Source organism: Polaribacter sp. 2305UL8-11 (assembly GCF_058147165.1).
Map to the genome: position 1 here is coordinate 245,609 of NZ_JBYVJW010000003.1, position 13,193 is coordinate 258,801.

The following is a 13,193-nucleotide window of genomic DNA, read 5'->3' on the forward strand; positions in this document are numbered from 1 at the left end:
AATTACTCAAATTATTCATATTCAACTTTATTATTTACAGGCGTTTTTTATTTTGCTAAAAGCGAAAAATGCCCTTTTTTATTAATAGCAGACTTAGTTATATCTGAAGGAATTAATTGTACACTAAACCAATAATCATTTTCTGGCATTTTTTTTCCTTTATATGCACCATTCCAACCTTGACTGTCAATATCAATTGTTGCAATGAGTTTACCAAATCTATTAAAAATATAAATATTGCTTTTAGGATAAAAAGCTTTTGAGGCTCCTTTAATTTTCCAAGTATCATTTTTTCCATCTCCATTTGGAGTAAAAAAATCTGGAAACTCTAAAACTGAAACTTTTAATTCAGAGTCAACAACACATAAACGTTTATGTCTTGTAATTATGGTGTATATTCCACCTGTTAAGTTGTTGAAAATAGTTTCGTTTTGAAAGTCTTTAATAATTTTACCAGCTTCATTTTTTAAAGCAAATTCATATTCTCCTAAATTATTATTTTCATCAACTATGTTTATAGAAAAGCTATTTTCTGCACTATTAGATTCATCTGTAATTTTAATCTGACTTTCTTTTAAAAATACAGCTACGTAATCTTTTACTTCTACTGTTTTAGTTTTAGAACATGTAATTGTTTCTGTTTTTGAGGCAGTTATAGAGTAAACACCAGTAGTAAAAATATCAAATTGAGTTGTATTTGATGTTTTTAATAAATTGCCATTTTCGTCTCTTAGCTCGTAAGTATAATTATCTTTAGGGTTTTCTATATTAAGCTTTAAAGGGGTTTCTCCAAGACATAAAAACTGAGGGCTTGTAATTTTAAAATCTGGTATTTTATTTACTTTTAAATAAATTTGCCCAATGCCAACACAATCATTATTAATTTTGCTAGTTAGTTTGTAATAAATAGGAAAACGACTGTTTGAGGTGTTGGGTATATTTTTGTTTCTGTACTTTGATATGTTCTGATTTTCCTGTATTTCATTTATAGATTTTGTTCTGTCACTTTCAGTTTCATAAAATTCTATTTTTATATCAGAATCGGTTGATATATTTGCTGGAGCACTGCTAAAATCAAAAAAAGTAATTCCATCTGTCTCTGAATTTTGATTTGTGTCATTGCCATCTTTATCTAGAAAATCATCACAAGAAAAAAAAGTTTCTTCATAAGGTTCGTTTGGAGCATAACTAACATTTAAATTTATTTTAGAAATGCGAGAGCAATTAAATTTAGAAATTGTTTTTACCCAAGCTTCACCTTGAGTATCAACAAAAAAAGCAGTAGCATCTTTAATTAAATTAGTTCCTAATTTAGCATCATTTTCTGTTGGATAATACTCAAATTTCTCATTTAAATAGTTGCTTGAAATATTTTTTTCTGATAAGGTAAGATTAAATGTAGTTTGTTTATTTGGGTTGCTGTGGCATTGTTTAAGAGTAACTGGGTTATTTACAGTAGGTAATTCAGCAACTCTTAATTCTAATGTTTTGCTAGTGTCAAAACAAGTGTTATTATTTTTTTCTACTCTTATAAATACAGTTTGAGATCTATTTACTGTATAATTGGTGTTTTTATCGATAACATCAGTTGTATTATCTGTTTTAGCTCCATTTAGAGTAGAATGATAAGAAATTGAATAATCTGCACTATTAAGAGCTCCTAAAACTTCTTTGTCTTTAACGTTTAAAATAAAATTAGAAATACCATCTGTGTCACTTCCCCCAGTTAAATCATCGCAAACAATTAATGGAGTGGGTTGCTGTGTAACTGGCATTTTATTAACAATTAAGTTAAAGCTAGTTGTAGAAAAGCACTCTGAAAGTTTGTTTGTAAGTCTAACAAATATTTGTTGTGGATTAGAGGTGTTTTTGAAATTTGATGGAGTTGTTATTTTGTTTGTATTTGTTAAAGCATCATTATTAGATGTATGGTATGTAACTTCTACATCTGTTTGTCCGTTTAAAATATTGTTTTCATAGGTTTTTAAATCAAAAGAAAAAGAATTATCATCAACCCCATCTGTATCACAATCTTCTAAATTATAGCTTGTACCAATAGATGGTGCTGTTACTTTTGGTTGATCAAAAAAAGTTGCAGTCCCAGTCCAGTCTAATTTAAAATTACTACTACCAATTGGTCTGTCTATTACAATAAAATACGAATCATTGTCATTAGTAGTCAGCCATTTTACAAAACTATCTCCATCAGGACCAGGGCCTTCACTAGTGTCAGAACTAGATTCGTTCATACCTGTTAAATTATTAGATTGTCCTGACCCAATAGGATTGGTTGTTGAACAACGAATTGCATTTCCAATATTGCCACAATTAACATTAGGACCAAAAACAAAAAAATCAAAATCGATACCAATATCTGTATTAACTGTTCCATCAGATAAAGTTGGTGTTAAAATAAAGCCTAAGGTTCCTCCTTTTTTTATATTTACTTTAAACCATAAGCTATTGTTTTCTTCACTACTACAAGTATTAGAACCAGATAGTTCTTGTGTACCAACACCAGTTGCGTTTAAATCACTAAAATTGCTACTTCCACAAACAATTAGAGCATCTGTACAGTCGTTTTGAGAAAATGATAGAAGCGTTTGAAAAACAAAAAACAGTAAGAGGATTTTTTTCATTATGAATGAATTTTTTATTCGTTTTTATATTTAAGTGAGTTAATTTGCAAAAAAAAAAATCAATATTTTAAAATATCATGCTACTTTCTGTAACAAATAACGAATAATTGCTACATATATTTAAAGTAAATATTCTTTTTTTTCAAAAAAAATAACGAAATTGCTTCACTTAAAAATTGTTCAACTTAAAAACTAAATATATGTCTGATGATTTTGACTTATTAGAAACGAATTCAAACCAAAAAACTGAAAAAGTAGATGTAAACTGGGGTAAAGCTATAGATACAATGAAATCTAAATTGTCTCAAGAAGAAGATCCAGAAAAACGTCAAAAAATACTAAATGCAACTTTAGATGATGTTGTAGATATGGCAGAAAAAGACAGATCTTCTTTGTTAGATGCTATTAAAGATTTAACAGACTATCAAGATGAGGTTGGTATTAAATTCGAAGGATTTTCTGCACTAAATGAAGCTGAGCAAAAAGTAATAGACGATGCTCAAAAAGCATTAGAAAGAGCAAGAATTGAGTTAGAAGATGCAAAAAACAAACCAGATACTTGGTGGAATAATTTATGGGGGAGAAAATCTAGAATTAAAAGAGAGGAAATAGAGTTTGCAGCAGCAGAAAAAACAAGAGCAGGAGCAGATAATAAAGCAAAAGCAATGTTTCAAGAACGAATTGAAAGTGCAGATATTCAAACATTGTTAGGAGAACTTTCTTTTAAATCTCAAGCAGCAGTTACTCGTTTAAAAAACAGAGAAGTAGAGATTAAAGAAGTAGAAGAAAAACTAAAAACGGCTATTGTAGAGGCTTCTAAAAATCATACAAAAGCTTTAGAAAAGAAGAAAGAAGTAGAAGATAAGTTAGAAGAGCAATATGCATTGTTAAAACAAGCACGTCAAGAATTAGACGAAATTGCAGATAAGCAATCTACAGCCTATTCTGAAGCTATTGGTAAAGTTACTGCTATTGAGCAAAAAGTAGAAGAATTAGAAGGATTGAAAAATGCCTATACAACTTTGGCAGCCAGTAAAGATAGTTTTGTACACAAACACAATTTAACAATTAAAGTATTAACTTCTTTACGTTCTAATTTACAGACTCATAGAGCAAAGTTAAAGTCAGATACAGAAGAGAGATTAAAGTATTATGATGGATATATTGTTGCTTTAAAAGCAAGAACAGATCAAGAATTTGCGGCTATTTTAGAGCATTTAGGTGTTAAAACTGACGAACATATAGGAGAAACTTTAGCCTCTATGCATTCTGCAAGTGCAAGAGCACGTCAAGATATGATGGATAATATTCCTGTACATGAAAAAGTAATGACAGGTGTGTATAGTACGTATGCAGAAGCTTTACAAGAAATTCGCGAAAAAGATATCGATATTCAAAAGAATTTTGCAGACAGATATGGTATAGATATGAAAGAAATTTTTGAAGACTATTACAAAGCAGATCCAAATGCGCCTGTAAATAACGATGATGAACCTTCAGAAGCACCAAAAAAAGAGTCTTCTAACGACGATTTGTTATCTTAAAAAAGTTAGCAGTATGCAGTCTTCAGTTAACAGTCAGTTTTTGACATAATGATGATGACTGCCAACTGCCTACTGAAAAACTGCCTACTGAAAATATGATTACAACACCTTTAGATTCTGCAACCTTAAATTCTAAAGAACAATACGTTTTTTATCATAAAATGGTAGATTTTGTATTGAAAGAACTCATTGTAAGTGTACAACAAGAAGGCTTGTGTACACATCAAGAACTATTGATTTTTAAACAATATTCAGATTTACTTTTGTATTCTATAGAAGCCATGCGTATTAAATATATGTATGATGAGGAAGATAATATGAAAGTAGATTTAACGGACTCTGGTTTTCCTAATTATTTAGAATTTAGGTATTTGTACAATGATTTAGAATTGAGAAATCAATATTTAGACAAACTAACAGATACAGAAACGTTAAAAGAAGAATTTTTAGATACACTTTTAAGAAAAAAGCAAGCTGTAAAAAGAAGTAGATTATTTCAAGCTGCCTCAATTGTATATTATAAATCTGTAGAACAGCAATATATTTTTAACAGATTTGTGCAAGGTAAAATTTTAGAAGCTCCAAAAGATGCTTCTTATAAATACCTAACTAGTTGGAGTTTTTACGATGTAAGCCACAACAGACCTTTTATATGTTACATGTATTTTGATTATAAAGGAAAAAATGCGTTAAAAGACAGAGATAAAATCTATCAAGCTTTAAAAGAAAGTGCAGATAGAGAAATGGCTTTAGATACAATGGCTTATAATATAGACCGAAAATTATCAGATATTCAGCCAAAACATATCAAAAGAATCGATTTAGGCCCTTTTCATAATGTATTTGCAAAAGATGAAAATGAAATTACACACGCAATTTTAGGCGGAATTGCAAGAAAGGAAATTCCATTAGAATCGTATGCTTTATCACTTAGAATTGATGAGGTTTTCTCTGGAGAAACATTTACAGAAGGAGGTTTTTTCTCAAAACAAACCATGCAAAAATGGAGTGATGTAATCAAACAAAGATATGTTTTTGCACCACATAGAATCATTCAATTATTGCATAATAGAACTCCTGAGGTTCTACACAAATTGGCTAAAAGTCCAATTGAATTAGCGAGTTTGAAGATTGAAGTGTAATTAGTCAGCAGTCTTCAGTCAGCAGTCTTCAGTTGGCAGTTTTCAGTTGGCAGTTTTCAGTTAGCAAGTTTGTTAGAAATAGAATTTAATTAAAAGGAATAATAATAAAAATAGAGAGAGTAAAATATCAGAGAAACTACCAACTGAAAACTTCTGAATGAAGACTAAAAAGATATGAGTTTTAAAACACTTTTAGCATATAAAAAAGGTTTTGCCTTAGCAATGGAGATTTTTAGATTAGCTAAAACGTTTCCTAAAGAAGAACTTTTTAGTTTAACTTCTCAAATTGTTCGTTCAAGTCGTTCTGTCTGTTCAAATATTTCAGAAGGATATAGAAAAAGACAATATGAAAAGCATTTTAAAAGTAAAATTTCTGATGCTGATAGTGAGAATTCTGAGACACAATTATGGTTAGATTTTGCACTGGCTTGTGAATATATTTCAGAAAAAAAGAAGTTAGAATTACAAACAAAAAGTGAAGAGGTTGGAAAACTTCTTAATTATATGATAAATAATCCTGATAAATTTAGATGAAATAGTTTTCAGTCTGCAGTCCACAGTTTGCAGTCAGTAAATTAGGTTATTAGAAAATAAAAAATTGAAAATAAATAAAAACAATATATAATATGTTGAGTAGAAAGAGTCTAATGATGACTGCCAACTGCCAACTGAAAACTGCTAACTGAAATGAATCACAACTCAACCTTCCCAATAAAACAAAACGAATTAGATGTTCTAAGAGATGAAGCATCAGGATATTTAAAATCCGTTCAATGGGAACAAAGCAATAGAGCTAAAAACAAAGATAAAGACGCCAAAGACGATTCAATTTTACTGTATTTGTCTAGAGCTAATAACGGAAGTAATGTAGAAGTTACCTCAGTTTCTAAAACTATTTTAGCTTTAAAAAAGCGTTTATTGCCAGATTCTATTGCGATTCCTGTGTATTTAAATCAGACTCTGTATGCTGTTCAAGAAGGAATTACTTTAGGCATTTGGATAAAAGATAGTTATTATGATGCCTCAGGTTTATCCAGTTTAAATGAACGCAAATCAGCATTAGACAATTCAGGAAAAAGAGAATATGAAAGCAAATTACAAACAGCAACTGCGTTTCAGTTATTTGCAACTGCATATAAAATTTTACACGATTTAAAACCACATGCATCAGACGATCTATCTGTAATGAAGCAGAAATTTGCAGGGATTCCAGAAGTGTCTTTTACATCACCTTTAAAAGGAATTGCGTGTGCTTTATTTTATTTTGATAAATATTTAGGACATCCAGATATTGTAAAAACAGATAAAGATGTAATCGATTTTACAGTGGTTTATTTTGAAGCTTTTATTGATGAAATTCAGCTTCGAAAAAGCACATTAGAGTACACAGAAACCATTTTAGACAGAACCTATAAATTAGAAAATAGCGATTTTGCAGTTTCTGGCTGGGAAAATGTTTTTTCTGGAACTGCCAAAAGTATTGAGTTTAATAAAATTCAGTTTGAGCAAATTGTAGGTAATAAAGACGCAAAACACTTTGCACGCAGGTTAACAGAACGTATGTTGAGTTACGATTTTGATGCAAAGAAAAATCCGTTTCAAGAATTAGGAGGATTCATGCCCGTTTTTATGGGTTATGGAATTCCAGGAACAGGAAAAAGTATGTTAATTGCAGCAATTGCAACACGTTTAAAAGAACATTCAGACAATTTAGACATTCCATTTTTGTTTCATCCAATGCCAGATACGTTGATTTCTACTTTTCAAGGAGGTTCAGCAGAAAAAATGGTAGAATGGATGAAACCAATGCAAGATCCAACAAAATTGATTTTTGCACCTATTGACGACGCAGAAAATAATTTACAAGAAAGAACTGCACAAGGAGTTTCAGCAGGTGTAAAAGAAGTAATTGGAGTGTTTTTACGATACACAGAAGGTGCTTATGCTGTAAATTATGGAAATTCATCCATAGGTTTATTTACAAATCTACCAGAAATGTTAGACAAAGCAGTGATTTCTCGTGTACAAGGAAGATTTAAAATTGATGGAGCAAGAACAGAACACGACTTTTTAGACCAAGATTATATTTGGTGGAAAAAGTTCGAAAAAACAATGCCAGATTTTGTGAATATGCAAAATCCTTCTAATTATGAGTTTTTAAAAGACCAAGGATTGGCAAAAAGCATGGGAGATATTTTAAGTGCTGTAGAAAAACCATCAGAAGAAAGAGTTTTAGAAGCTTATGACAGAGCAGAAAAAAATCATAAATCTAACGAACATTTATTCTTTGCGAGTTTATACAAAGAAATTCAGCAAATTTTTCCATTCTTTTCCTCAAGAGATGTGCGTAATATTCAATCTGCAATTTCTTTACGATTAACTGATTTTGATTTGGAACCAGATTGGTTTGAAAACCCTGAAACATATTTCAAGAAAAATTATGAAACCAAGTTTAATATGTTGCAAGAATTAATGAAAAGTAACATGAAAGGTTTGGATTTTTCTGAAATTAGAAGACAAGAAGTAGTTCGTTATTTAGACAATGTTGCCACAATTGCAGATACCGATTTTAAGCGTAAAGTAGATGCAAGAGTAAATCAATTAAATATAGATTTAGAAGCGAGAAAAACATTTGGAGGTGACAGATAAGAAAATTAAAAACGTAACCTCAAAAGTACTTTCCAATATTTGGGCAAAGTTAGAGCAAGTCAGTTTCGATTTTACGTTTAAAAACGGAAAAACAGAACGCTTAACCCACGAAGTCTATGGAAAAGCAGATGGAGTTGCAGTTTTGCTCTATAATCCATCAACCCAAAAAGTAGTTTTATCTAAACAGTTTAGAATACCTATGTTTGTTGCTGGTGTAAAAAACGGTTTTTCAATAGAAGTTTGCGGAGGTTCAATAGATAAAAATGAATCGCCAGAAACAAGTGTCATTAGAGAAACTAGAGAAGAAATTGGTTATCATATTTCTGAATTGGAAAAAGTAAGTACAGTTTTTTTATCACCAGGATTAATGAGAGAACAAGTACATTTATATGTCGCAAAATATTCATCAGCAGATAAAATAGAAAATGGAGGAGGCTTAGCAGAAGAAAGCGAAGAAATTACGGTTTTAGAAATGTCGTTTTCAGAAGCATTAAACATGATAGAAAATCAAGAAATTATAGATGCAAGAACCATAATGTTGTTGTATCATTTAAAAGTGAAAAAATTGCTGAATTAGAATGTTAGAAGAGTTTGATAATTATTATGCAAAATTTGAGAAAGCAAGTATTGGTAGAAGAATTATGTCTTTTTTTATTGATTATTTTATTTTTTATTTATCATTAGTATTTATAAATTTTTTATTTAATAATCAAGAAGTAAGTTTTACATCAATAAGTTTGGAAGGTATACCAGCATTAATCTCCTTTTGTATTGGTTTTTTGCTTTGGCCAATTAGTGAGGGATTATTTGGACAAACTATTGGTAAACGATTTATGGATATTAAGGTTGTTTCAAAAAATGTTTCAGAAATAAACATGGGACAAGCATTTATAAGGTTTTTTGTAGGCTTTGTTGATTGTATGTTTGTTATTGGGATAATTATTGCTGCAATAAATAAGAATAATCAAAGAATTGGAGATGCAGCAGCTGGCACTTTTGTTATAAAAAGTAAATACAATGGATAAACTAAAACAAGCCAATTTATACAGAAACGAAATCATTCCCATTAGTGGGAAATTGGTAGATCGTTATAATAAATGTTTATTAAAGTTGGGTTTTACAGAAACGAAACTCGAAAAATTTACGATTGACGGAGCTGGCTGGAGTCCAGAAATTGCAGCAGAAAAAAAAGAACAATTTTATTTAAACAATGGTGAAGCAAACACACATGCAATTATAATTACCCCAAAGCAAAAAGGAGTTCCTGTTTACAATCCTTTTCATTCTTTTGATAAAGACTTAATCAAAACAGTGTTTAAAAAGCACGAAAAGACAATTAAAGACATTACAAGAGATTCTGCAATTTGTATAGATTTTGATCAAAAAATTGATGTTTTTTACGAACCTTTAGATATTTTAAGATACAAAGATGTAGTTGTTAAATTTCATTTGATAGATGATTTTAGAAAAGCAAAAAAAGAACAATTAAAATTGATTGAAAATTTTAAATCGAATAACAATTTTATAGATGAAGAAATACATCAAAAATTATTAGCATCTGCAAAAAAATATGGAGATTTAAGAGAAAGAAATCTATTGTTAGAAGACATTGTTTATACTACAGATTCTTTTTATACAAAAGCTTTTGGAGGTATTTATTTATTAAGAGACTTAGCTACACCAATATTAATTTTCGAAAAAGAAGAAACGTATAAAGAGGCTATAAATGATACTACTTATGATGTGTTAATGTATCATATTTCACATTCAGAAATGATAGAAAAATTAAGGAGCTATAATGTTATTGAGTTAGAGTTAGAAGAAGAAAACACCAAAAAAAGATATCATAGAATTCAGAAATTTATATTTTCATCCTATTTAAAAGAAACCAGACATCCAATAAAAGAAATTTTACAAGATGCTATTCTATTTAAAAGCTATTTAAACAAAATTGATATTTCATCAAGAAAAAAAGTGATGAATTTAGAACGTTTTTTAGAGAAACAGAAAATCTCTAAATCAGTAAAGCCCAAAGAAGTTTTAGAAGGAGAAATCTATGTTGCCTTGCACAAACCACATTCCTCTTTAAAACCCAATCATCAAGATTTAATTTGGAGTTTGTTAGTAAATATTGTGCCAAAAGATGTTTTATTTTTATATTGGTATGATAAAGAACAGTTTTATGAAATATTTAAAACTTTAGAAGAATCTACTCAAGATTGGGTAATAGAAACAATTTGTAATAATTTTTAGAAAAAACAGACTCATTTATAAAGAAATTCAATCAAAAACCATGACACTTGAACTCATTATATTTATCGCATCAATTTTATTAGGAGTAATTATTTATTGGAGAGAATCTTGCACAAATAAAGTGTATCGATTTTTTAATAAATTAATGAATTCCAAAGAATTACAAATGAAACCAACAGATAAAAAAGGTTTTATTTACGAGCAAAGTTTTCTTTTAAGATTGGTTTTTATTACTGCTTTCTTTTTAATTGGAATTTTAATCACACGTTTTCTAATTCCTATAGATTTAGCAACAATATCGTTATTTGCCTCTATGATTTTTGGGACATTAGTAGGTACTTATTTAGCTGGATTAATTTTTAAGTCATCAGAAATTATTGAAGAGCAATCTGGTTCTTTAGAAGAAAAGTTTAATGATGTATTAGAAAAAGGAAAAGATTTTATAGAAGATATAAAAACAAAAGAACCTGTAGCTATTGAGAAGGCTCAAGAAGAAATTGAAAAACCCAAAGAGCAAGAAAAAAGTGCAAGAGAACGTTTAAAAGATAAAGGGCTTTTGAAATAGAATGGGTTTAGATATATCTCACATAAAAGCTACTTTAGATAAACCTCAAACAAGTAACCCTATGGAAATTAGTGGTAAATCTGAAGAAATTTTTGATGGATATGATGTCCCATTTACATTTTTTGAAAAATATTTTCAAGAAATAGATTGCGCAAATATTTTAAAGTCAACAATTCTAGTTAGTAAAGAAGAATATCTGAATTATGCTATAGATTGGTTCAAGGATTTAGATTATGAAGTTATCTTTAATCCTAATAAGTTTAAATATTTAGATAAATTAAATCAAGAGAAACTAAAATTATATTCATACTCAACAGATAAATGGGAAGTAATTGAACAATATGAAATTTTAAAAAAAGTTGGTTTTTATGAAATTGAAGTTGGTTATCAACGAAAGGGAATGAATGAGGATTTTTATAAATATTTTTATCAAGATAATAAATGGGAATTTGTAAACAATGAAGAGTTTGAATTAGCATATAATTGTTTAGAATTTGATAAAGAAGTAGATTTTTTGCAAAAAAAACAGAACTTCAAAGAAAACTTTTTAGATAACTATGAGTTTGGTTGTAGTTCTCTCTCATTAAGTTATTAATAAAATAAAAACACAGTAACCCACGCTGCAAGTTTCCTCCCTTTGGGAGGATTAAGGTGGGCTTTAATATGTTAAAAAATTATTGGAATAAAGGAGCAAAACAGAAAAAAATAACCATCATTTTAAGTATAATAATCATTGCATTGTTATTCTTTTTAAGAGATGATTATCAACCAGCATTGTTATTTATTAGAAAATTTATTTTCATCATTTTATTATGTTTTGCCATTCTTTACTTCGGATTAAGAAGTTTCAGAAAATCAGCAAGTACAGGAAAAAGAATTGGTATTTTAATTTTCTTAGCTGCTTTTTTCGGAATCTTATACTATGTAGGATGGAATCTAAAATTCTACGATTACATGAAAACCTACAACGTTTTTAACGATTTAAATAAAATCGAAATTGTAGAATTGCCATTAACCCAAAACGAAAGAATTCAACCATTAAGAAACATCTTTTCAATGGCAAACGAATCTGTAGGAGAAACCAAAGACGTTTCTTTGCCACATTTGGTAAGAGTAGATGGCAACAATCAATGGACAATGGCAATTCAGCCTACAGAAAAATATGTTTGGCAAGGAATTAAAGACAATACAGAAGAGGTTTTTTCTGTATCCAGTACAACACCATTTCCACGTTTTTCGAGCGAAAATCGAATTCCAGTTACCTTTTCTATTGGCGAGTCTTTGAAATTTAGTAGAAACACCTACAATGCTGTTGTTCAGCGTTTAAATCCTTGGATGTTGTTCAATTACGAACCCAGTGATACTTATTATATGAAAAATGATAAAGGAGCTTGGGTACAAGTGGTGAGTTTGATAAAGTGGAAAGGTTTCTTTTTTCCATATCCAACTTTTGGAGGAGTTATGATTGTAGAAAATGGAGAGCATAATTGGAAAGATTATTTAGAGAGAATCACCATTGGAAAAGGAACCTATATTTCTCCAGAAGAAATGAAAAATTACGAATATTTAACCAAACAAAATACGTTGGCAGAAAAAGTATCTCGTTTGCAAGCAGAAAGTTTAAAGTTTTTAGCAGGTTTTTCAGATCCATTGCCTTGGAACATGAAAACCGCTGTAAAAATTCCAGATTTACCAGACGATCAAAACCAACAACCTTTTGTAACCGATTTCGATTTTTCTGACACTAAAATTGGAGCCTATTCTGGTTTATATCATTGGTTTGGTTTAGAGCCAGTTGGCGATGAAAGAACCAGTTTAACCTTTAGCGTTTTTATTCCTGCAGATGGTACAGATAAATTGTATTATTACGATCATGCTGCAAAAAAAGAAGGCTATGCAGGAGTTTCTGCAATGCCTTTAAAAGTCATTGAATCTAAAAAAGAATACGATTGGTCTGTAAATAAACCTGTAGAATTTAGACCTTATATTAAAGATATTGCAGGCAGAAAACGTATGTTTTTCTTAAGTACCATTTCTGCAATCAAAAAAGAAAATGCACAATTTGATGGTTCTGCAACACCAGATTTAGCATTAATTGATAGCGAATATAGAGATGTAGTTTGGATAGATGCTAAAAGACCAAGTACTTGGAACGAAGAAGTGTATAAACAACTCAATGAAGCTTGGAGAGCTAGCGAAAATCAGAACATTTATTTCGAAAAAGAGAAAAGTATTTTAGAAACCAATCGTCAGATTTTAGATTCTATCAAATTGATTTCTAAACAAGTAAAAGATAGCAAAGAAATTCAACGATTGCAAAAGCAAATAGATTCTATTAAAATGAATCAGTAGATTTTTAACAGATTTGTCACCTTGAGCGCAGTCGAAAGGTCTTTTTATT

At 29.6% G+C, this 13,193-nt stretch carries 11 protein-coding genes; 10 read left to right on the plus strand and 1 reads right to left on the minus strand.

All coding sequences use genetic code 11. From position 1 onward, the window contains the following. Positions 1–47: 47 nt before the first annotated feature. Positions 48–2,639 (minus strand): T9SS type B sorting domain-containing protein, encoded by a 2,592-nt coding sequence (locus ACY2RW_RS04195; protein WP_490121446.1) that lies wholly within the window; start codon positions 2,637–2,639, stop codon positions 48–50. 200 nt (positions 2,640–2,839) lie between these two features. Between ACY2RW_RS04195 and ACY2RW_RS04200 the strand changes: the two genes are divergently transcribed. From ACY2RW_RS04200 to ACY2RW_RS04245, 10 genes are all read left to right on the plus strand, one after another. Next, positions 2,840–4,183 carry a coiled-coil domain-containing protein gene (locus ACY2RW_RS04200; RefSeq protein ID WP_490121447.1) on the plus strand — a complete coding sequence of 448 codons (1,344 nt, stop codon included), beginning with the start codon at positions 2,840–2,842 and terminating at the stop codon, positions 4,181–4,183. A gap of 95 nt (positions 4,184–4,278) precedes the next feature. Continuing rightward, the gene (locus ACY2RW_RS04205; RefSeq protein ID WP_490121448.1) at positions 4,279–5,325 is read left to right on the plus strand and encodes a hypothetical protein; all 1,047 of its coding nucleotides are present in this window, start codon (positions 4,279–4,281) and stop codon (positions 5,323–5,325) included. 174 nt (positions 5,326–5,499) lie between these two features. Further along, positions 5,500–5,859, plus strand: coding sequence for a four helix bundle protein (locus ACY2RW_RS04210; protein ID WP_490121449.1), 360 nt, complete (start codon positions 5,500–5,502; stop codon positions 5,857–5,859). Between the two features lie 153 nt (positions 5,860–6,012). Beyond that, on the plus strand, positions 6,013–7,974 hold the full coding sequence (locus ACY2RW_RS04215; protein WP_490121450.1) for an AAA family ATPase: 1,962 nt from the start codon (positions 6,013–6,015) through the stop codon (positions 7,972–7,974). After that, positions 7,964–8,551 carry an NUDIX domain-containing protein gene (locus tag ACY2RW_RS04220; RefSeq protein ID WP_490121451.1) on the plus strand — a complete coding sequence of 196 codons (588 nt, stop codon included), beginning with the start codon at positions 7,964–7,966 and terminating at the stop codon, positions 8,549–8,551. The genes ACY2RW_RS04215 and ACY2RW_RS04220 overlap by 11 nt, the downstream gene beginning before the upstream one ends. Position 8,552: 1 nt before the next feature. After that, positions 8,553–8,999, plus strand: a complete 447-nt coding sequence (locus ACY2RW_RS04225; RefSeq protein ID WP_490121452.1) for an RDD family protein — start codon at positions 8,553–8,555, stop codon at positions 8,997–8,999. Beyond that, positions 8,992–10,227 carry a DUF6638 family protein gene (locus ACY2RW_RS04230; RefSeq protein WP_490121453.1) on the plus strand — a complete coding sequence of 412 codons (1,236 nt, stop codon included), beginning with the start codon at positions 8,992–8,994 and terminating at the stop codon, positions 10,225–10,227. The genes ACY2RW_RS04225 and ACY2RW_RS04230 overlap by 8 nt, the downstream gene beginning before the upstream one ends. Before the next feature lie 40 nt (positions 10,228–10,267). Continuing rightward, positions 10,268–10,792, plus strand: coding sequence for a hypothetical protein (locus tag ACY2RW_RS04235; RefSeq protein WP_490121454.1), 525 nt, complete (start codon positions 10,268–10,270; stop codon positions 10,790–10,792). A gap of 1 nt (position 10,793) precedes the next feature. Next, the gene (locus tag ACY2RW_RS04240) at positions 10,794–11,387 is read left to right on the plus strand and encodes a hypothetical protein (protein ID WP_490121455.1); all 594 of its coding nucleotides are present in this window, start codon (positions 10,794–10,796) and stop codon (positions 11,385–11,387) included. 68 nt (positions 11,388–11,455) lie between these two features. Next, positions 11,456–13,144: a hypothetical protein gene (locus tag ACY2RW_RS04245; RefSeq protein WP_490121456.1), complete on the plus strand. Its 1,689-nt coding sequence runs from the start codon at positions 11,456–11,458 to the stop codon at positions 13,142–13,144. The last annotated feature ends 49 nt before the right edge of the window (positions 13,145–13,193 follow it).